Here is a 21248-nt window from a genome sequence, read left to right as displayed (position 1 = left end):
AGAGGGACCCGACCCCGAGGAAGGACCGAGGCCATGGCCGTCGCACCGCTGTCGCAGAAGGAGATCGAGGACCGCCTCGCGGAACTCCCGGGCTGGACCGCCGACGCCGACCGTCTCACCCGCACCTACCGGCTCGGCAGCCACTTCGCGGCCACCGCCCTGGTCGTCCACATCGCCCAGGTCCAGGAGGAACTCGACCACCACTCCGACCTCACCCTCGGCTACAACACCGTCTCCCTCGCCGTGAACACCCACAGCGTCGGCGGCGCGATCACCGACCTCGACTTCCAACTCGCCCACAGGGTCGAGGACTTGGCTCCGGGCCACGGCGCGGCCTGACCGCACGGACGGGTGGGGGTGACAGCGCGTGCTCGACTACGACAAGGAAGCCGGCGCCTACGACGCGACCCGCGGCGGTGAGCCCCGCGCCGCCGCCGCGGCCGAAGCCGTACTCGGCCTCGTCCCGCCAGGCGCCCGCACCCTGCTCGACGTGGCCTGCGGCACCGGCATCGTCACCCGCCGCCTGGCCGCCGCCCGCCCCGCCCTGCGGGTCACCGGCCTGGACGCCGCGCCCGCCATGACCCGCACGGCGGCGACCCGGCTCCCCGGCGCCGTACTCCTCGCCGACAGCCGCCGACTCCCCTTCCCCGACGGGGTGTTCGACGCCGTGACGACCATCTGGCTGCTGCACCTCGTGGCGGGCCCCGAGGACGCCGGGGCGATCATCGCGGAGTGCGCGCGGGTCCTGCGACCGGGCGGGGTGTACATCACCACGGTCGACAAGGCCGCCGCCCACGACGTCGGCAGCGACATCGACGCCGTCCTCGCCCCACGCCCGCGCCGCCCCGCCCAGGACCGGTCCAACCAGGTCAGCGCCCACGCCGCCGAGCAGGGCCTGCACCCGGCCGGCACAGCCCGCTTCCGTGGCCACGGCCAGGGCCGCAGCCCCCGCAGCACCACCGCGGACCTGCGACGCGGCTGGTTCACCATGCTGCCGCCCGGCGAACCGCTCACCGAACGGTTCGCCGAGCGACTGCGGTCGCTGCCCGACCAGGAACGGCCGCGCCCGGACCCCGAGTTCACCGTCCTGGCCTTCAGGAAGCCCCCGGGCGGCTGAAGTCCATCGTCCAGTTCGTCACCCAACTCGCCCCGTCGTTCACCGAGAACGCCTGCTCCCAACGGGCGCCGCGCGCGGAGACCCCCGACCACACGAACCGCACCCGCACCTCCTTCCCGTCGTGCGTGTCGTCGCCGTAGAACTCGCCCCGGCCGCCCTCGAACCGGCCCGTCACCGGCGGGAACAGCTTTCCGCTGCGGCTCGACGACCAGTTCAGGGACCACAGTTCGGTCTCCCGGTCGAAGAGCCGCAGGGTCAGCCCCTTCGACCCCAGATACGGCATGTCGATCTCGTCGACGTTCGCCGCGCCGTCGAAGAAGGGCACGCAACGACTGAACCCGGTGAACTCCTCCCAGCCGCTGCCGGGTTGGAGGAAGTCGGTGAGACGACGGTTCACGACCTCCCACTCGCCGTGCAGGAAGTCGAAGTCGCGCGGGCTGCTCATGAGCGGTCTCCCGTGGTTCCGGCGGACAGGGAGTCCGCCAAGTAGGCGTCGAGGTCCGGGACTTCGGGCGCGAGCAGATGCCGTACCCAGGCGTCCCGTTCGTGCAGGATCGGCGGCAGCTCCCAGACACAGCCGATCCACGGCAGATCGGGAGTGACGAAGTGGGTCGGGTCGAGGTCGGGACAGCCGAGCACCGGCTGGCCCGCCGACGCGCCCCGGAAGTGCAGGACGTTGTCCCACACCCAGCTGTACGCGTTCAGATAGGCACCGTCGTCACCGCCCCGGTGCAGCACCACGAACGTGGCCGGCGGAGTGCCGTCCGGCTCGGGCAGCAGCTCCGGCAGGATCGCGTACGCCGCCGCCTCCACCTCGGGCGCGATCCCGGCCGGGTCGGCGGTGACGTGGTAGCGCTTGACGCGTCGCCCGGCCACCTCGATCGGCGGCGGCACGGTCAGCAGTTTCTCCGTGAATGGCATGACAGGACGCTAGGACCGCTTCACTGACATCCTGTGTCAGTGAAGTCCAGCAGACTCCTCTCGATCCTGCTCCTGCTCCAGACCCGGGGGAGGATGACCGCCGCCCAGCTCGCCGAGGCACTGGAGGTCTCGGTCCGCACGGTCTACCGGGACGTCGAGGCCTTGAGCGCGGCCGGTGTCCCGCTGTACGGCGACGCGGGCCACGCCGGCGGCTACCGCCTCCTCGACGGCTACCGCACCCGCCTGACCGGCCTCACCACGGACGAGGCCGAGGCCCTGTTCCTCGCCGGGGTGCCGGGACCGGCCGCCGAGCTGGGCCTCGGCCCGGTCCTGGCCGCCGCCCAGCTGAAGGTGCGCGCGGCCCTGCCGGCCGAGCTGCGCGAGCACGCCGACCGGATCAGCGGCCGCTTCCACCTGGACGCGCCGGGCTGGTACGCGGACGCCGACGAGGCACCGTTCTTGCATACAGTCGCTGACGCGGTATGGCACAACCGTGTTCTGTATGCGATCTACCGCCGCTGGCGCGAGCCGACCGACGTGGAACGCCGACTGGAACCGTACGGACTCGTCCTGAAGGCGGGCCGCTGGTACGTCGTAGCCGGTCCCGGCCCGCGCACCTTCCGCGTCGACCAGATCCTCGCGCTCACCACCTCCGCCCCTGACTCCGACTCCGACTCCGACGAGAGGTTCACCCGCCCCGACGACTTCGACCTCGCCGCGTACTGGACCGCCCACCAACGCGACTTCCACGATCGCCTCTACCGCGGCGAGGCGGTGGTCCGGCTCGCACCCGGCGCGACCCTCGCCCGGGCGGTCCCCCTCAACGGGCGGCCGGAACCGGACGGTTGGACCCTGATGTCGGTCCCCATCGAGTCCGTCGACCACGCACACGGCGAGTTCCTGCGCCTAGGCACGGACATCGAGGTCCTCTCACCACCCGAACTCCGCGACCGGATCACCCGCACGGTCGCCGAACTGGCCGAAAGATACGGCAACTTGCTCACCGGCAGCGGCGACTGAGGCACGGAACCCGTCCGTCCTCCCAGGAGGTACGTCACGTGAGCTACCCGCACCCGCAAGTGCGCCCGCCGTACCGACACCCCAGACGAAGGGCCGTACTCTCCGCACTCACCGGCGCCGCGGCCCTGGTCCTCGCCGGACTCACCACCGGCGGCACCGCCCAGGCCGCCACCGCCCGCCAGGTCGAGGCCCTCGACCGCGGTGTCGTCAGCGTCCACACCGACAGCGGCAACCTGGTCGGCTGGCGCTGGCTCGGCACCGACCCCGACACCGTCTCCTTCAACGTCTACCGCGCCGGTACGAAGGTCAACTCCGCCCCGATCACCGGCTCCACGAACTACTTCCACGCCGGCGCGCCCGCCCAGGCCGACTACACGGTCCGCGCGATCGTGGGCGGCGTCGAACAGGCCGACTCCGTCCACGCGATCCAGTTCCGCACCGGCTACAAGGACGTCCCGATCACCCCGCCCGCCGGCGGCACCACCCCCGACGGCGTCGCCTACACCTACGAGGCCAACGACGCCTCCGTCGGCGACCTCGACGGCGACGGACAACTCGACTTCGTCCTCAAGTGGCAGCCCACGAACGCCAAGGACAACTCCCAGTCCGGCTACACCGGAAACACCGTCCTCGACGGCATAAGACTCGACGGCACCCGCCTGTGGCGCATCGACCTCGGCCGCAACATCCGCTCCGGCGCGCACTACACACAGTTCCAGGTGTACGACTACGACGGCGACGGCAAGGCCGAGGTCGCCATGAAGACCGCCGACGCCACCGTCGACGGAACCGGCACCGTCATCGGCAACTCGGCCGCGGACTACCGCAATTCGAGCGGCTACGTCCTGTCCGGACCCGAGTACCTGACCATGTTCGACGGCCGGACCGGCAAAGCGATGAGCACCGTCGACTACGTCCCGGCCCGCGGCACGGTCTCCTCCTGGGGCGACTCCTACGGCAACCGCGTCGACCGATTCCTCGCCGGAACGGCCTACTTGGACGGCAGCCGCCCCTCCCTGATCATGGCCCGCGGCTACTACACCCGTACCGTGATCGCCGCCTGGGACTGGCGGGGCGGCGCCTTCACCCGCCGCTGGACCTTCGACACCAACTCCTCGACCAACACCGGCAAGGGCTACGACGCCCAGGGCAACCACCAGTTGGCGATCGCCGACGTCGACGGGGACGGCAAGGACGAGATCGTGTACGGCTCGATGGCCGTCGACGACAACGGCGCCGGCCTGTGGACCACGAAGAACGGCCACGGCGACGCGATGCACGTCGGCGACCTCGACCCGTCCCGCCCGGGCCTGGAGGAGTTCAAGGTCGACGAGGACTCCTCGAAACCGTCCTCGTGGATGGCGGACGCGAGGACCGGCGCGATCATCTGGTCCACACCCGCCAACGGCGACAACGGCCGGGGCGTCTCCGGCGACATCTGGGCGGGCAGCCCCGGCGCCGAGTCCTGGTCGGCGTCGGAGAGTGGCGTCCGCAACCCCCAGGGCACGGTGGTGTCCACCCGCAAGCCCTCCAGCACCAACTTCCTGTCCTGGTGGGACGCCGACCCGGTACGCGAACTCCTCGACTCCACCCACATCGACAAGTACGGCACGACCGCCGACACCCGCCTCCTGACCGGCGCCGACGTCCACTCCGACAACGGCACCAAGGCCACCCCGACCCTCTCCGGGGACATCCTCGGCGACTGGCGGGAAGAGGTCGTCTGGCCCACCACCGACAACACGGCGCTACGGATCTACTCCACGCCCTACGAGACGACCACCAGGATCACGACCCTGCTCCACGACACCCAGTACCGCACGGCCCTGGCCTGGCAAAATACTGCATACAACCAACCGCCCCACCCGAGCTTCTACATCGGCGACGGGATGGCGACGGCACCTCGGCCGACTGTCTACACACCCTGACCGCAGTCTCTGACCGCACTCCCCGAGACAGACAGGCGGCTGCGCGCCGGGTGCGCGCAGCCGCCCTCTCCGCCCCGCTCAGGAGACCGTGCAGGCCTGATCCCCCACCTTGAACGACGCCGGCTTCGTGTTCACCCCCGACCAGCTCCCCGTGAACCCGAACCCCACCGACGAACCCGCCGCCACCGTCCCGTTCCAACTCACGTTCCTCGCCGTCACGGTCGCGCCCGACTGGGTCCAGTCTGCGTTCCAGAGCTGGGCGATCTGTTGCCCGTCCGCGAAGGCCCACCCAAGTGCCCAACCGTTCCAGGTGGTTGAGCCGGTGTTGGTCACCTGGACATCGGCCTGGAAGCCACCCGCCCACTGGTTGGTGATCTTGTACGCGACCGAGCAGACGGAGCCTGTGGGGGGTGTCGGATCGGTGCCGCCACCCCCGCCGCCTCCGTCACCGGCGTCGGAGGAGTCGCCGTAGATCACCCCGCGGCCGTTCGTCGACACATACACCCGGCCGTACACCCGCGGGTCACCGGTGATCGCCGCACCCGTCCAACCCCACTGGTGCGTATCGTCGTTGATCCGCGTCCAGCTCACGCCCTTGTCGGTCGAACGGAAGATGCCGCGGACACCGCCGATCTTCGCGCTCGTGTAGAGCGTCTGATACGAGGCACCCGTCGCCGCCTTCCCGAAGCCGATGGTGTCGGCCTGCTCGACGTTCGCGAGCTTGCCGAAGGTGGCGCCGCCATCGGTGGAATGCCACAGCCCGTACGCCCCGTCGCTCGCCCCACCCGCCAGCCAGACGTCCCCCTTCGTCCCGGGCAGCGCCTTGAACCGCACGCTGTCACCACTGGGCAGCCCGGTCGCCGAGGACGCGGTGAAGGTCGCGCCGCCGTCCGAACTGACGTAGAACTTCCCGGACTTGAAGCCGTAGAAGGTCTTCGCGTCGACCCGGTCCGACTCGACGGCCGCGCCCGCCGGAATCCCGCTGGACGCCGACCACGACGAACCGAACCCGGTCGTGTACTGAACCCCGGCACCCGCCGGACTCCACACGAACCGGCTCCCGTCCGCCGCCGCGGCCACCGTCCCGCCGCCGCTCACGCCCGAAGGATCCGTGCCCGCGAACCAGTTGGCGCCGTTGTCCGTCGAGAACGCGATGTGCGGCCCCGAGTCCAGATTGCCCACGCGCACCACCGTGTCGGGGTTGGACTCCGCGAAGTCGAGGCTCGTGGTCGTGGTGAAGTTCGGCGAAGTGAACATCATCGAGGGGACCTTGGTCAGGTCGGTGTGCCGGAAGCCGCCGATGTCGCCCAGCGCGCTGAGGAGTTGGGCCCCACCCGACGGGGGAGCGGCGAGGTCGTTGACGGCCGTCTCCTCCAGCCCCTGCACCATCGGCTTCACGGTGAACTGGCCGCCGCTGTCCCAGTTCGTCAGGTTCTCCGTGCCGTAGAGCGTCGCGCCCGTCCCGTACATCATCCGGTTCGAGTCGAACGGGTCGATCTCCAGCGACTCGGTCATCCAGCCCAGTTTCGGGGCCTGTTCGGGCGGCGACGGATTCGCGCCGAAGGTCAGCCAGGGCGAGGAGGACACGTCCATGGTGTAGCGGTTCGCACGGTTGGGATACGAGGTGTAGTCCCAGGCCTTCGTCCAGGTGCCCCCGCTGTTCGTGGAGCGGAAGATCTGCGTGTCCGGCCACCAGGAGCTGTACGCCGTAGCCATCACGGTCCCCGGATGCTGCCGGTCGACGGTCAGCCCGCTGAAGCCGTAGTAGGTGTCGGCCTCCGCGACCGGGCTGATGTTCGTCCAGGTGCCGGTCGCGGTCGCGTACCGCCACAGCTGACCCTTCCCGCCGTCGTACGGACCGCCCTTGTCGCTGTATGCGATGTACAGATAACCGTTGACGGCATCCAGTACGCCCTTGTGGGCCAGATAACCGGTCGGCTGCCCGGCCACCCGCGACCAGGTCGCCCCCGCGTCCGTCGACCGGTAGACGGCGTTGGCCTGGTCGGCGACACCGACGTAGATCGTCTTCGTCGCGCTGCCGGACGTACCCGTGGACTCGTCGAAGGTGACCCACACGATGCCCTGGTTGTCGCTGGCGTAGCCGCTCGTGTCGGTCGGATCCTGCACATAGTTGCCGACATTCGGGAAGTTCGTCACCTGCGACCAGGTCACCCCGGAGTCCGTCGACCGCCACAGACCCTTCCCGCTGGGCGCGCCCAGATACAGCACGCTGTCCTTGTTGGGATCGACGGCCAGCCGCTCACCCATACCGCGCCCCGGCATGTTCCCGCCGAGCTTGAACGGCAGATCGGTCTTCTGCCAACTCGCGCCCCGGTCCGCCGACCTGAGCACCGCCCCGTTCGTCGGATCCCAGCTGTTCGTATACGTGCCGACGGCCGCGTACACCTTGTCCGGGGCGACCGGGTCGGACGCGAGACTCACCACCCCGGTGTGCCCCCACTCGTCCCACCCGACCGAGTCCAGCAACGGCGTCCAGGTCTTCGTCGCCTCCTGCCACCGGTAGGCACCGCCGATGTCGGTCCGGGCGTAGGCGAGGTTCTTCTCCTTCCGGTTGAAGACGATGCCGGGCACGAACCCGCCGCCGTCGATGCGGGCGTTGTGCCAGGTGTAGGTGTCGGCGGCGAGTACGGTCTTCGGCGCACTCGCGGCAAGGGCGGACGGACTGCCCGCCAACAGGACGGCGGCGAGGGCGAGTACGGCCGTGAGGATACGGGTTCTTCGCACGAGGGAGTCCTCTCCTGAGGAGGAGCAAAGGCACGAGAACCGGGCGACCTCCAGTGCGGGTGGAGGCCGCCCGGCGGCAGCGCCCCTTCAGGGGCGCGGGGAACTGCGCGACCAGCCACAACGGGCCCGCAGCCAAAGAACCGCCCAGCCCGCGGAGCGCAACGCGCGGTTACTCGAGCAGCTCCGCATACGACCCCATGGCCAACGCGACATCCGCCTGCGCCCAGAACCGGTGATACGTGAAGACAGGCGCGGCCCCGCCCGCCAGATAGCTCTGGATCTTCGACCACGCCGGATCGTTCTTGTAGAAGGACCTCAACGAGGCGAACGTGGAAGCGGAGTTGACCACGTCCCCGTTCGGCATGGTCCCGCTCCACCCGCTCGGCACATACACACTGTCGTCGAACCGGTTGTAGTCCGCGCGGGTCTCCGGAACGGCGATGCCCAGACTGTCCTGGTAGTTGCTCCACATGCCGTCCAACAGCGCCTTCGCCGTCGTCTTCGCCGCGGCGGAACCGGACTTCGCGGCGTAGTACGTCAACGTCTTGGCATACGCGGCGGCCACGCCCACGTCATTGGTGTAATCGGCGACGGTGACATGAAGTCCCGTGTTCGCACCGGGACTTGACGCGTTCCAGGTGTCGGGCTGCCCCGACCACTGCAACGTCGAGGGGATCAGATAAGTGCCGTCGGGATTGATCGTGGTCTTGGACAGCGCCCACGCCACCCACTTGTCGAGGACCGCCTTCGCGCTCGCGTTCCCCGTCTGCTGGTAGTACTCGGCGACCCGTTCCATCGACCACGCCTGGAAGCCGAACCACTGGTTGGACGGCGGGTCGTGGTAGACGGGCTGCTGGTCGTAGTACATGCCGTAGAACGTCGACGTCCCGGCCGGCGGACTCGCGTACCGCCCCTGCCAACTGTTCGTCGCCCCACCGGCGATGGCACCCTCGCTCGACTGGAGCCAGCGGTAGAACTCCAACTGCCGGGTCAGTGAGGTACCCCAATCCGCCGCGCCCGTCGCCGACTTGGGCTTCAGGTCGGCGTACGAACTCAACGCGTAGGCGGCCAGGGGGTTTTGATAGCCGCCGTGCACATGGCTGGACCCGATGCGCCACGCCCAGCCCGCGCTGCTGTCGTTCGCGCCGCCCCACGCGTAGTACCAGGACAGCAGATAGTCCGAGGCGTCCTTGCCGGTCCCGGCCGGGCAGGTGGACGGCCCGACGCAGTTGCCGATTTTCTTGAAGTACTTGTCGTTTTAGGTCTTGACTCTCGTTCAGTGACATTTCTGCAGGTCAGGGCTATGATGTAGATCCAGCTGGGGCGTCGGGGTCGATTCGGGGTCGAATTTGATTTCGGATTACTTTAGTAATCGACGTTTCGCTCGGCAGGCCACTCGCGCTGTGGCTGCGGTGAGCCGGGACGGTGGGGTGACGGTGGTGATGCCGTCGGTCCAGACGTCTCCGGTCAACGGCTCGGGTGCGCCTCGGCGGTAGGTGGATTCGTGGATCCCGACTCTCAGTCGATCCATCACCACCGCGACCGCGCTCGTCGGGGTCTGATGCAGGTTTGGGTGACAGGTTGACCTGCCCCACCGTTTGGGCTCCAGGCTCGGTGGCTAGAGGGCGTCTGAAAAGCCTGCCCAGCGGGCTGGTCTTGCGAGGCGGCGCACGAGGAGCAAGGCCATGGTGAGGTAGATGGCGTTCTCCGAGCAGGCGCGCAGGTACTCGTAGTCCTTCGACAGGCGGCGGCACCGGCCCAGCCAGGCGAATGTCCGCTCCACCACCCAACGCCGCGGGACCACCGCGAAAAGGGGCACTGCCGGAGGCGGTTCCCCTACCTTCGCCCAGGTCGAGCGCAATCCACCGTCGCGGCGCTGCACGACCTCCACGGTGATGCCGGTGGCTTCTCGGGCCCAGCTGTGGAAGTCGGCGCCGCGGTAGCCCTGGTCCGCCCACACGTGTTGCAGGCGCGAAAAAGGCGTCGGCGGCCCGAGAGAACAGCACCACGGCACCGTCGCGGTCGCCGACGCTCGCTGGGCTCACGCAGGTGACCAGGACGGTGCCGCGGGTGTCGACGAGCAGGTGACGCTTGACGCCGCTGACCTTCTTGCCGCCGTCGTACCCGTGCAGGCCACCGCGCTCACTGGCCCGGACGCTCTGACTGTCCACGATGGCAGCGCTGGGGGTGGGTTCACGGCCGAGCTGCACCCGCTCGCGTTCGCGCAACGCCGTCAACATCCGCTCCCACACGCCTTCTTGCTGCCATCGCCGCCAGTAGTGATAGACCGTCTGCCACGGCGGCAGGTCATGCGGCAGCAGTCTCCAGGCGCAGCCGGCCCGCAGCCAGTACGCCAGCGCGTTGAGGATCTCCCTCCGGGTATGTTTCGCCGGCCGACCACCGGACTTGACTGTCGGAACCAACGGACAGAGGATCTCCACTCCGGATCGGACAGATCCGTCGAGTAACGGGTACGCAGCCCGCACATCCCAGCCCCCGAAAGTGCGCACCGCCCCGCTACCAGGCAACTTGCCCGCTGGGCAGGCTTTTCAGACACCCCCTAGCTCAGACCGCCGTGAACAGCCAGGCGAGCAGTTCGCCAGTCCCCGACGTGCGGGCCTGGTATCCAGGAACGGGAGAGGTGGTTACGGGAGCCGCAGCCACCGCCGCTTGGAGGGAGTCGACGTACGCCGGCTTCGTGACCCACTGGTGGTTGTGCGCGGTGTAGATGGTGTCGTAGTGGCCGTCCGTGCGGGTTCGCCAGACGGCGAGCGCGTCGGCGAACACGGTCAGGGTGGTGCCGAGCGTCAGGCCGGCCGTGCCCTGTGTGCCCAGGCTCTCCCCGGCGAACAGTGCCCGGGAGACCGGGTCGAGGACCGTGATCGCGTCACCGCGTCGGCCGGGCACCGTGTCGATGCGGAGTTCCACCCTGCGCTTCGCGGAGTCCTTGCCGAGGTCGATCGTGTCGCCGGCTCGGACGTAGGTGACGCTGCCGCGGCGGCGTGGGACGGCCACGCCCTTGGGGGCGTACAGGTCGTAGCCGTCGAACTGGCCCAGGCCCGCCAGACCGGCGGGGTCGCCGTCCGTGACGAGGACGCTGAGCTTTCCACCGCAGCGGGCGATCCGGGCGGCGTACTGGGCCACCCCGGGCCTGCTGCGCCCGGAGGTGATCAGCAGGGTCCGCCGGGTGCCGTGCATGAGGAACGAGGTCTCGTTCGCGCTGTCGCGTATGAGGACCAGCCCTGTCCTGATGTTGTTCAGGAACGCGTACGGTGTGTCGAGGTAGGGGTCCATCGGGTAGTGGGAGGGGATGTTGACCCCGTGGAAGGCGCGCGGATCGCCCTGGCCGCCCGTCGGACCGCCCGGATAGAGGTTGGTGAGCGAGTAGACCATCCTCGCGGTACCACCGCTGATCCACACCGCCTCGCGGCCGATCTCGTGATAGGGGTCGGCGAGGATGGAGCCGTCGAGCGCACCGTGCGCCGCGCTGGCCATGTCGTCGAGGTAGGACAGGTCCGGGACACGGCCGTTGATCGGCGGTTCGGCGCGGGAGAACTGGCGTAGCTGGTAGAAGTGCGCCGGCAGCAGCGTGAGACCCTTCAGCGGCCTTAGTTCCTTGCGTAGTCCGTCCAGCATCGCCGCGTACGGTTCGGTCGTCGCGGAGGCGAAGTGGGCCCAGACGTAGGCCGATCCGATGGCGTCGCCGGTGGCCATGAGGAGTTCCCGGGCGTCGAGGTATCCCGTCGAGCCAGGGGTGTGGCCGTACATGGCCACCACGTCGATCCGCCGGTTGCCGAGTTCGATGCGGTTCACCGTGGTTCCCGTCGAACCGTTGGTGGTGGCTCCGCCGTCCTGGCGGACCGGAACCCAGTTCGCCGTCGCCTTGGACCCCCAGTCGAGGTCGGGGTAATAGACGGTCCGGTCGGTCATCTGCGGGACCTTGCCGGTGTGGTCGCCGTGGAGGTGCGTGATGGCGACGTCGAAGTCGACCGGACTGTGCCGCGCCCGGCCGTCGTTCTCGTGTCCGAGCAGGTGACGGCACACGGTCTTCAGGTCGTTGGTGCCGATGGTCTCGGGAGTGTTCTGCGCGGTGTCGACGAGGAGCGCGCGCTCGTCTCCCTCGAACAGCCACATCGTGGACCCCTGGGAGTAGACGCCCCCGTCGGGATGGGGTGCGAGCTGCATCATGTTCTCGATCCGCCACGTGCGCTGTCCGCGCGAGTTCGTGGTGATCAGGTAGGCGGTGTACGCACCCCACGGGTTGGCCGCGACGAACCCGGTGCCCTTCGGTCTGCCGTAATCGTCGGTGGACACGCCCACAAAACCGGGCACCAGGCGGTACCACTCGAGCTTCGACTTCGGCGCTGCCTTCGATGTGGCCTTCGCCGAGGAGGCGGACGCCGGCGCGGCCCCGACGCCCACCGCGGCGGCGGGAAGAGCGGAAGCGGCGGCCAGTATGTTGCGCCGCGACAACGTCGACGGCAGCGAGTCCAGGCAGTCGTCACAGGTGTGGTGTCGGAGGTCGGTGTCCGGAGTCTGGTTCGAGGTCATTGAGTGCTCCCTGTCTGCGCGTTCCGTGCGGGGGATACGGCTGAGGATGCGAACTGACGCATCGCGAAGCAGATCAGCTGCCGACGCTCGCGTTGTAGAGGGTGTTGCCGCTGTACTCCGCGGTGATGGTCCTGCCGCTCCAGGCGGCGGCGTTGCCAGTGAGTTCGGCCTTGCCCTTGGTGAGCTTGACCGGCTTTCCGATCGTGACCCCGTCGGCCTTGAACTGCACGGTGCCCGTCGGTACCGCGGGCTCCGAACCGGCAGGCGCGACCGTGGCGTTGAGGCTTCGGGCGGAGGTGGTCAGGACCGTCGTCGTGGCTCGGAAGCCGACCCGGGTGAGGAAGTCGTAGAGCGAGTCCTGCCAGAACGACCAGGTGTGTCCGCCGCCTACGGAGTAGTAGGTGAAGGGGACTCCCGCGTTGATGAGGCCCTCGCGCTCGGTGGTCGCGGTCATCATGGGCGCGTTGCCACCGAGGTCCTCCTGGCCGATGGCGAGATGGATGCCCAGCACCTTCTTCAGGTCGGCGGCCTTGTACGCGCTGTCGATCGGAGTGTTGCCCTGACCTGTGACGGTGACGGCGGGGGCGCCTGCCGCCGGAGACCACACGCCGTAGTAGCCGAAGGAGTCGGTGTCCCTGAAGAGGAGGTTGTTCGCCTGGGTTCCGTAGGCGCTGGTGCCGGCGAAGGCTCGGTCGGACGCCGCGGTGCCCACGTGATAGTGCGCGGTGACGTACGGCAGCACGGTGTCGGTGATCTCGCTGGTGTAGCTCGCCGTGGGTATGCCGCTTCCGTTGGGCATGACGATGATCGCGGGCTGCATCTTCCCCTGGGCGATCAGGTTGTCGACGATCTGTTCCAGGCGGCCGCGCGTGGACCAGGCGACCTCGTTCTCACCGCCACCGTGGCTGAGCACGAACACGGGGTAGGGAGTGGATCGTTCGGCGTCGTAGCCGGGCGGGGTGTAGACGGCCAGTTGGTTGGTCCCCGACGCCGACGTGGGGTAGGTGACCTCGGTCAGTTTTCCGCGCTTGGACGCAGGTACGTCGGCCTGCCAGGAGTAGTCGGTGGTGCCGAACTTCGCGTCCGAGGGGACGTAGACCTGACTGTAGGTGGGAGCCGAACCGGTCGTGTTCCAGGCGGGTTTGGCGGGGTCGGTCTGCGCGGTACAGCCGCTGAGCGTGGCCGAGGCGCAGTTCGCGTAGAACTGGTAGTCGAAGGTCCCGGAAGGCAGCGGGACGGTATACGACCAGATCCCGGACTTGGCGTCCTTCGTCATCGCCGAGACGGCCCAGTTCTCGCTGGGCAGGTTCGGGGACTGCAACGGGAAGTCCCCCGCGCTCCACTCGGCGGGACTGATCGGATCGGCGTTCGTCGGATCGACACTGGTGGTCGCGGTGGATGCGAAGACCCAACTGCCTCTGATGCTCATGGAGGTCGCCGTAGCCGCCTTGATGCGGAAGGTCACTGAGTAACCCGTCGGCCCCTTTCCGGTGTGGGTCACGGTCGGACCGAGAGCAGTGGAAGAAGTGGCGGGCGCTCCGGAGGCGTTGGCGGACGTCGTGACCAGTGCGGCAGCCGCCAGTGCACCGGAGATCGCCAGCGCGAGGGCGCTGCGGGACGGGGTGTTGGGCATGAGGGATCTCCTGAGGGGGGCGAGGTGGTGCGAACGGCGCTCGTGAAGCGACGCGGCACGTACAAGTGCTCCGGCCTTGCCATCGGGGATGGAACCGAGGGGGAGAGGGGGCAAGTGACTTACCCAGAAAGCCTGTTGGGGAGCAGGCCCCTTCGAGGGAGGCACCCGGGTCGGGCGTGGTCACTGGGTCGGCGAAACGGGTTGCCGTCGAGTCCTGGCTGTCGTTGACGTGGTCGCCGCAGGGGAGGGCCGTGAAGCGGGAGAGCTTGTGGAGGAGCCCAGCTTCCGGGACGAGCTCCTCGAAGCGATGACCGCGGCACGCCTGCACACCGAGGATCGGGAGTCCGCAGTGTGTTCACAAGATGAAGTCAAGCCTGTCTACCCAGAGATTATTAGCCAGCATGTAACCAACCTGTCAACAGTCGTGCAATGAAAGGGTCTTCTCCGCCTTCGACTAGTACACGAAGGCGGCTCGCGAGCAGGCGGCAGGGGACGCTCCCCGCGGCATCGCGCGCTTGTCGGAGCGGGTGATAAGCGCGGACTGATGACCGATAAAAAGTTGTTGATTGACCCGGGCAAACGCGGGCTGCTTGCATGACTCCGCTCCCACACACGTCGCCGGGACAGCGCCGTGAGAGCGACCCCCGCAGGGGCTCCTTCATCGCGAACCGCGGAAACCATCTCGTTCTTCACGGGCACAAGTCGTGCTTCACATGCGGGGACACCGACCGTGCGGGCCGGTCGGCACGCCCTGCCGAGCCGGAAGGACCCAGACGTGAGATCCGTCGTAAAACGCTTCAGGACGTTGGCAGTTGCTGTCGGCGCCTGCCTGCTGGTCACCATGACCGTGGGGATGGGATCCGCTGCTCGGACGTCAGCGGGCGGCAGCGGTAGCCCGAGCCCTTCCCTGACGGTGCGCGTCGCCCAGGGGCAGTTGCGCGGCACGCTGGACTCCGGCGCTCGCGCGTTCCGTCAGATCCCTTACGCCGCGGCCCCGACGGGCACACTCCGGTTCGCGGCTCCGCAGGCCCCGGCCGCGTGGAAGGGCGTGCGCGGCGCCGAGAAGGAAGGCCCGGCGTGCATCCAGTTCATCGGCGGGGCCGGCGGCATCAGCGACGGCAGGGCCACCTCTGAGGACTGCCTGAACCTGGATGTCTACACCCCCGCGAACGCGCGCTCCGGGCAACAGCTTCCCGTCACCGTGTGGCTTCATGGCGGGGGCGCTCAGGAAGGCAGCGGTACGGAGTTCGGCGGCCAACGGTACGCCGACCGCACCGGGTCGATCTTCGTGTCCATCAACTACCGGCTGGGCGCGCTCGGTTACCTCGCGCTGCCTGAACTGACGAAGGAAGACCCCGAGAACGGCTCGGGCAACTACGGTCTGCTCGACCAGATCGCGGCCCTCAAGTGGGTCACGCACAACATCTCGGCGTTCGGCGGCAACGCGCGCAACATCACCGTCGCCGGACAGTCCGCCGGCTCGGTGGCCGTGTGCAACCTCCTGGCCTCCCCGTTCGCCAAGGGCCTCTTCCAACGAGCGGTCCTGCAGAGTTCGCCCTGCAACCAGGTCCAGCCGATGTCCCTTTCGGACGCGTACGCGGCGGGCGAGAAGTTCGCGGCGGCCGACGGATGCGACGCGACCGCCGACGTACTGTCCTGCCTGCGCGAGATCACTCCCGGCGCGAAGACGACGGCGTGGACCGGCAGTCTCGTGACGGCCGGGCAGCAGGCACTGGTCCGCTCGGACGTGTACGGCACACCGGTCCTTCCCGTCGCACCCGTCCAGGCGATCAGCTCCGGCAACTGGAACAAGGTGCCCGTGCTGATCGGCAACGTCCGGTCCGAGAACCGGGCCCTCAACCTGGCCAACCTGAACATGACCGCCAGCGGGTACAGGACGACGATCGAGAGCAGCTTCGGGTTGAACGCGGCGGCGGTGCTGTCCCACTACCCGCTCAGCAGCTACAAGTCGCCCTTCTACGCGTACTCAGCGCTCCTGACCGACTCGGGGAAGGCCTGCCTCAGCTACCAGCTCGCCAGTGAACTGGGGTCCCAAGTACCCACGTGGGAGTACGAGTTCGACGATCCCACCTCTCCGACACTGCGTGGGCTGCAGCCGCCCGGCGTCGACATGTCGAACGGGCACAGTGCCGAACTCGCCTACCTGTGGAACTTCACCCTGGCGACAAGGCCGCTGACGTCCACGGAGCGAGCACTCGGCGACAAGATGGACACCTACTGGGCGGAGTTCGCGGCTTCGGCCAGCCCCAACACCCAAGGTCAGCCCCGCTGGCAAGCGGTCACCAATGCGCGTCACCCGGTCACCAAGCTCTCGCCCACGGGGATCACGGTCTCCACGACGGACTTCCCCGCCGTGCACCAGTGCGGCTTCTGGGCAAGCCTTCAGGCCTGATACCTGTCACTCCTGGATGCCCGTTCGCCGGCCGAGCCCCGACCAAGCGAGTTCATTCAAGGGCCTTCGGCTGCCTGCGTGACGGCGCCTTCCGAACAGCACCTTCTGCGGTCCCGGCTCCAGCGCCTGTCGACAGATCCCCTTGGGGCCGCCCGACAGGCCCGCAGCCGCAGGTCCAGCATCCGTTGCACGGCGAAGAAGGGACATCTCATGTTTCGTATCCGGCGCGGTGGTTCGAGATCGGGCGGGTGGAGCAGGCGCAGGGCGCTGGTTCTGCCCGTTGTGTGCGCGACCCTGTTCTCGGTGATGGCCTTCACCGGGTGGGAGGCACGCTCCGGTTCGGCGCAGACCGGAGCCAGTCAGGCGTCGCCGACGGTCGTCAAGACGACCGGAGGCGCCGTGCGGGGCAAGGCCGCGCAGGGTGTCCGGCAGTTCAACGGAATCCGGTACGGCCAGGCGCCGGTCGGCGCCCTCCGCTGGAAGGCGCCGGTGGCGGCGAAGGCCTGGAGCGGGGTGAAGAACGCGCAGTCCCCCGGTTCGGCGTGCGTACAGACGGCCGCGGCATGGCGTCCCGCCGCCGCGAGTACCAATGAGGACTGCCTCTTCCTCAACGTGTGGACCCCGACCCGGCAGACTCAGGACGCCAAGCTCCCGGTGACGGTCTTCTTCCACGGCGGCGGTTTCGTCAACGGAGCCGGCACGGACGTCGCTCCGGCCGACTACGTGAAGCAGGGCGGCATCGTCGTCACGGTCAACTACCGGCTCGGCTCACTCGGCTGGCTCACCCTCCCCGGCCTCGACGCCGAGAACAAGGAGGCGACCTCGGGCAACTACGGCCTGCTCGACCAAGAACTCGCCCTGAAGTGGATCAAGGCAAACGCCTCCGCCTTCGGCGGTGACGCCTCGAAGGTGATGGTGACAGGTCAGTCGGCCGGAGCCGAATCCATCTGCTCCCTGCTGGCCGCCCCGTCGGCCGCCGGTCTCTTCCAGCGGGCCATCATGGAGAGCAGCCTCAGGTGCGCGGTCAACACGCGCGCGGCAGCCCAGACCGCGGACGCCAACTTCGCCAAGGCCGCCGGCTGCACCGGCTCCGACTCCGAAATCGTCGCCTGCCTGCGTGACACACCACCTGCCGAGCTTCTCGATGCGCAGAAGACAGCGGGTGCCTGGCGGCCCGCCGTGGACGGCACGATCCTGCCGAAGTCCCCGACCGACGCCTTCGCGTCGGGTGACTTCAACAAGGTCCCGGTGATCATCGGATCCACCCAGAACGAGGGGGGTGCCTTCATCTACGAGCAGTACGACATGGTGACCCACCCCGCCACGGAGGCTCAGTACATCGCGGCTGTCACCAATTCGTACGGGACCAACGCCCCGGCGGTTCTGGCCCGTTACCCCTACTCCCGCTACGTCAACGGCAGCCAGGCCCTCGCAGCCGTACGCACCGACAGCGGCTTCTCCTGCCCGGCGCTGATCCACGCCGGGTCTCTCTCCGCCGCGACCACCACCTACGTCTACGAGTTCCAGGACACCACTGCTCCGTTGCGCTCCTACCAACTCGTCCCGCCCTCCTTCAACGTCGGGGCCCAGCACTCCGCCGACCTCCTCTACCTCTGGGGAGCCCCGACGTTGACCCCGCTCACCACGAAGCAACAGGCCCTGGCCACGCGGATGATCGCCTACTGGCAGCACTTCGCGGCGACCGGCAACCTCTCCGCGCCCTCCCTGCCGAAGATCGCGCCCTATCACTCCACCAGCGCCACGGAACTGGCACTCACTCCCAACGGTCCCCGAGCCGTCACCGACGAGGCCGCGGCGCACCAGTGCTCCTTCTGGGACACCCTCGCCTGAACAGGCCACTTCCCCCCAGCCGCGCGCTGTGGCCCGGTCCGACACTTTCGGGGCTCGACCGGGCCACGTGCGGAACCTCCGTGCACGAAAAGAAGGGCACGCAGACATGTCCGTCTCCAGACGCTTTCTGACCCGGGCCATCGCCGCCACCGCCGGTGCCGCAGCCTTCGCAGGCACCGGCGCCGGTACTTCGGCGGCCTCGGACGGCCCCACCCACTCCTCAAGTCCGGCCTCCCGAGGCGAGGCCGGGCCGAGCATCAAGCACACGCGCAAAGGCCCCACCGGTTACGAGGTCACCTTTCGCTACTACGCGCCGAAGGCATCCCGGGTCCAGCTCAAGGGCGAGTGGTACTTCGAGCGGCCGAGCACCCTTCCGCAGCGGCTCACCACGCCCGATCAAGTAGTCGAGGGCCAGGGGCTGTTGCCCCGACAGTGGGAGTCAGGGGACGTACCGATCGCCCACCCCAACTCGACGAGCCCCAACTGGCCGGTGGTCGACCTGAAGAAGGGGCGCGACGGCGTGTGGACCCACACCACGCCGCTGCCCTCGGGAGTGTTCACCTACGGGTTCTTCGTCGATGCGAACGCCGACGACGCGACGACGTCGGGCCAGTTGGCCGATCCCGGCAACCCGGCCTGGAACGTGGTGGAGGGCACGGTCCTGGGCAGGGCCGTCGACCGGAGCCAGATCTACGTGCCCGGTGATCCCGAGTTCGGCACGCGCGACCTCTCCTGGCAGGGACCTGCCGCAGGTCGCCGTGGCGCCCTGCGGCAGGTCACCTACGACTCGCCCGGTCACGTCACTCCCGTCGACAAGAACTACATGGTGGTCTACACGCCTCCGAGCTACGACGCCGAGCGACGCCTGCCCTACCCGACCCTGTATCTCAGCCACGGCGGTGGGGACGACGAGATGGCCTGGAGTACCCAGGGCGCGATGGCCGACATCCTGGACAACCTCATCACCGACGGCGAGGTGGAGCCCATGGTGGTGGTCATGCCCAACGCCACCGGTTACGCGAGCTCGACCAACGAGCAACTGCACCGCACCGACCTCATCACCCAGGTCTTTCCCTGGATGGAGAAGCACTACAACGTCTCTCCGGACGCCTCTCGCAGGGCCTACACCGGGCTGTCCGCCGGCGGCATGCGCACCGTCTACCTCATGCTGAACAACACCGAACAGTTCGGCTACTACGGCGTCATGAGTGCCGGTCTGCCGGCTGGGACCACGTTCCCCGACGCGCTCACGACCGCCCTCAAGAAGGTCTCCGTCTTCGTCGGCGGCGGCTGGCAGGACCCGATCAACCAGGGGTATCGCACGAACCACCGTGGACCTCTGCGGGCTGTCCGTGACCTGAACAGCGCGGGCATTCACGTGCAGAGCGACTTCCTCGACGGCGGTCACGAGTGGTTCGTGTGGCGTGTCCTGCTGAGGGACTTCCTGACTCGGGTGGCCTTCCTGCCCCAGACTTCCGCCCCGGCCGACTGGGGCATGTAGCTGGGGTCCGGCCCCAATGCTCACGAGGACTCGGTCCGGCCCGACGATCAGGGGGCTGGCCCGGGTCCTTGCGTCATGGACCGGCTCCTCAGCTGCGCAGCTTGAGTCAACCGGCCGTGGAAACGACCACGATGCCTGGAGCCGCGTCACGATCTTGTTGCCGGGGGCGGAGGTCGCGTAGGGGCGGACCAGGACGTCGACGTGGTCGCCGACAGAGACCGTGCGCCCGTCTCCAGCCGTTGCCGCCCTCAGCGTCGGGTGGCCTGGCGCGGAGCAAATACCGTTGTGCAGGCCTAGCTCGGCCGGCTGCGTTTCCCCACGCTGGACAGCGTCAGCATCAGGACGCCGATTCCCGCCGCGCCGACGCCTCCCACGAACAGCGCGCTTCGGGCTCCCCAATGGGAAGCGATCGCTCCCACAGTCGGTGCTCCGACGACCGTTCCCCCCAGCCAGCCGATCGACCAGATGGACAGAACTCGCCCTCGCATGTGCGGAGTCGAGCCGAGTTGCAGCAGCGTCTTCGCCGATGAATTGAAGGTGATGGAGGCCGACCCGACCAACGCCAGAGCGATCAGGGCCACTGTGAACGTGGGGGCCAGGGCAGCCGCGCAGATCAGCGCTCCCCAGATGACGGCGGAGACCGACAGCGACCGAGAGTTGAACCGACTGCGACGCACGGCGACGAAGCCGCCGAGAACCGCGCCGGCGCTCATTACGGCCATGGCGGAGCCGTAGCCGGAGGGACCTCCACTGAAGGCCGAGGTCGTCAACAGCGGGAGGGTGACGGGGAACTCCCAGGTGAGGATGCCTGTCACGTACACCATCGCCATGGGGTGGAGCAGTTCGGGCGTCCGGCACACGTTGGCGATCGCGGCACGGATCTGGCCCTTGGCCCGGACCTCGCGGTCCGCCGGGTACATCTCCGCTGTCCGCAGCATGAGCAGACTGACGATGACCGCGACGAACGAGACGGTGTCCAGGGCGAAGCACGGGGTGACGCCCAGTCCGGCGATGACGACTCCGGCGACCCCGGGCCCGATCAGCTTGGCTGTGTTGATGAAGGTGGAGTTGATGGCGATCGCGTTCGCCAGATGTTCGCGGTCGACGAGTTCGCTGATCAGGCTCTGCCTCGCGGGGTTGTCGAACACGTTGGTAAGTCCCAGCAGCAGCATGATGATGACGAGCAGGGGCAGGTTCATGACGTGGGCCCAGCACAGTGCCGTGAGTACTGCGGCCTGAACGGCGAAGCAGATCTGCGTTGCCGTGAGGAGTGCGCGAGTGTCGTGCCGGTCCACCACCAGGCCACCCCAGACACCGAGCAGCAGGACGGGCAGGTAGCGGGACCCGGTGACGATCCCGAGCATGGTGCCGCTGTGTGACAACTGGAGGGTCAACCACCCGACGGCGATGTTCTGAACCCAGTTCCCGATCACGGATATGGTCTGCCCGACCGCGTACAGCCGGTAGTTCCTGAGCCGCAGAGAGGCGAAACTGCCGATGCGCGGCACGCCTTCGTCCGAAGCCGGCCGGAGCCTCGGAGAGAACCGTTCCAGGCGGCGGGGCGTCAC

General features: G+C 68.4%; 13 protein-coding genes and 2 pseudogenes. 7 read left to right on the top strand and 8 right to left on the bottom strand.

What is annotated here, in order from left to right; genetic code table 11:
- The first annotated feature begins 33 nt into the window (after positions 1–33).
- Complete coding sequence (locus ACQHII_RS09375; RefSeq protein ID WP_427918841.1) at positions 34–339, top strand: 4a-hydroxytetrahydrobiopterin dehydratase; 306 nt, start codon at positions 34–36, stop codon at positions 337–339.
- Positions 340–367: 28 nt separating this feature from the next.
- On the top strand, positions 368–1117 hold the full coding sequence (locus tag ACQHII_RS09370; protein WP_427918840.1) for a class I SAM-dependent methyltransferase: 750 nt from the start codon (positions 368–370) through the stop codon (positions 1115–1117).
- Here the strand turns inward: ACQHII_RS09370 and ACQHII_RS09365 are convergent.
- Together ACQHII_RS09365 and ACQHII_RS09360 are read right to left on the bottom strand one after the other, a co-directional pair.
- Positions 1095–1562 (bottom strand): hypothetical protein, encoded by a 468-nt coding sequence (locus tag ACQHII_RS09365; RefSeq protein WP_427918839.1) that lies wholly within the window; start codon positions 1560–1562, stop codon positions 1095–1097. The two genes, ACQHII_RS09370 and ACQHII_RS09365, sit on opposite strands and share 23 nt — an antisense overlap.
- On the bottom strand, positions 1559–2038 hold the full coding sequence (locus ACQHII_RS09360) for a hypothetical protein (protein ID WP_427918838.1): 480 nt from the start codon (positions 2036–2038) through the stop codon (positions 1559–1561). The genes ACQHII_RS09365 and ACQHII_RS09360 overlap by 4 nt, the downstream gene beginning before the upstream one ends.
- 39 nt (positions 2039–2077) lie before the next feature.
- Between ACQHII_RS09360 and ACQHII_RS09355 the strand changes: the two genes are divergently transcribed.
- Positions 2078–3058: a helix-turn-helix transcriptional regulator gene (locus ACQHII_RS09355; RefSeq protein ID WP_427918837.1), complete on the top strand. Its 981-nt coding sequence runs from the start codon at positions 2078–2080 to the stop codon at positions 3056–3058.
- Positions 3059–3096: 38 nt separating this feature from the next.
- Complete coding sequence (locus tag ACQHII_RS09350; protein ID WP_427918836.1) at positions 3097–4986, top strand: rhamnogalacturonan lyase; 1890 nt, start codon at positions 3097–3099, stop codon at positions 4984–4986.
- 78 nt (positions 4987–5064) lie between these two features.
- On the opposite strand, the gene ACQHII_RS09345 is transcribed toward ACQHII_RS09350, so the two are convergent.
- From ACQHII_RS09345 to ACQHII_RS09325, 5 genes and pseudogenes are all read right to left on the bottom strand, one after another.
- Entirely contained in the window at positions 5065–7731 is a 2667-nt protein-coding gene (locus ACQHII_RS09345; RefSeq protein WP_427918835.1) for a cellulose binding domain-containing protein, read from the bottom strand.
- 169 nt (positions 7732–7900) lie between these two features.
- Positions 7901–8986 (bottom strand): annotated as a pseudogene (locus ACQHII_RS09340) (glycoside hydrolase family 48 protein); the annotation flags it as partial.
- A gap of 363 nt (positions 8987–9349) precedes the next feature.
- Positions 9350–10219 (bottom strand): annotated as a pseudogene (locus tag ACQHII_RS09335) (IS5 family transposase).
- 77 nt (positions 10220–10296) lie between these two features.
- The gene (locus ACQHII_RS09330; RefSeq protein WP_427918834.1) at positions 10297–12282 is read right to left on the bottom strand and encodes a hypothetical protein; all 1986 of its coding nucleotides are present in this window, start codon (positions 12280–12282) and stop codon (positions 10297–10299) included.
- A 73-nt stretch (positions 12283–12355) separates the two neighbouring features.
- Positions 12356–13915 (bottom strand): alpha/beta hydrolase-fold protein, encoded by a 1560-nt coding sequence (locus tag ACQHII_RS09325; RefSeq protein ID WP_427918833.1) that lies wholly within the window; start codon positions 13913–13915, stop codon positions 12356–12358.
- Between the two features lie 775 nt (positions 13916–14690).
- Between ACQHII_RS09325 and ACQHII_RS09320 the strand changes: the two genes are divergently transcribed.
- From ACQHII_RS09320 to ACQHII_RS09310, 3 genes are all read left to right on the top strand, one after another.
- Complete coding sequence (locus ACQHII_RS09320; protein ID WP_427918832.1) at positions 14691–16328, top strand: carboxylesterase/lipase family protein; 1638 nt, start codon at positions 14691–14693, stop codon at positions 16326–16328.
- A gap of 210 nt (positions 16329–16538) precedes the next feature.
- Positions 16539–18179 carry a carboxylesterase/lipase family protein gene (locus tag ACQHII_RS09315; protein WP_427918831.1) on the top strand — a complete coding sequence of 547 codons (1641 nt, stop codon included), beginning with the start codon at positions 16539–16541 and terminating at the stop codon, positions 18177–18179.
- Positions 18180–18285: 106 nt separating this feature from the next.
- Positions 18286–19680: an alpha/beta hydrolase-fold protein gene (locus ACQHII_RS09310; RefSeq protein WP_427918830.1), complete on the top strand. Its 1395-nt coding sequence runs from the start codon at positions 18286–18288 to the stop codon at positions 19678–19680.
- A gap of 293 nt (positions 19681–19973) precedes the next feature.
- Here ACQHII_RS09310 and ACQHII_RS09305 read toward each other — a convergent pair whose 3' ends face one another.
- Positions 19974–21188 carry an MFS transporter gene (locus ACQHII_RS09305; RefSeq protein ID WP_427918829.1) on the bottom strand — a complete coding sequence of 405 codons (1215 nt, stop codon included), beginning with the start codon at positions 21186–21188 and terminating at the stop codon, positions 19974–19976.
- Between the last annotated feature and the right edge of the window lie 60 nt (positions 21189–21248).

This window comes from Streptomyces sp. cg40 (genome assembly GCF_050320165.1).
GTDB classification, from domain to species: Bacteria; Actinomycetota; Actinomycetes; order Streptomycetales; family Streptomycetaceae; genus Streptomyces; species Streptomyces hokutonensis.
This window is presented reverse-complemented; position numbering and strand designations above follow the sequence as displayed.

What these genes read in the sequence shown, in the direction of transcription:
- ACQHII_RS09315 (WP_427918831.1), top strand. Translation starts at nt 16,539, where the DNA reads ATGTTTCGTATCCGGCGCGGTGGTTCGAGATCGGGCGGGTGGAGCAGG.
- ACQHII_RS09310 (WP_427918830.1), top strand. Translation starts at nt 18,286, where the DNA reads ATGTCCGTCTCCAGACGCTTTCTGACCCGGGCCATCGCCGCCACCGCC.
- ACQHII_RS09330 (WP_427918834.1), bottom strand. Translation starts at nt 12,282, where the DNA reads ATGACCTCGAACCAGACTCCGGACACCGACCTCCGACACCACACCTGT.
- ACQHII_RS09325 (WP_427918833.1), bottom strand. Translation starts at nt 13,915, where the DNA reads ATGCCCAACACCCCGTCCCGCAGCGCCCTCGCGCTGGCGATCTCCGGT.
- ACQHII_RS09365 (WP_427918839.1), bottom strand. Translation starts at nt 1,562, where the DNA reads ATGAGCAGCCCGCGCGACTTCGACTTCCTGCACGGCGAGTGGGAGGTC.
- ACQHII_RS09360 (WP_427918838.1), bottom strand. Translation starts at nt 2,038, where the DNA reads ATGCCATTCACGGAGAAACTGCTGACCGTGCCGCCGCCGATCGAGGTG.
- ACQHII_RS09375 (WP_427918841.1), top strand. Translation starts at nt 34, where the DNA reads ATGGCCGTCGCACCGCTGTCGCAGAAGGAGATCGAGGACCGCCTCGCG.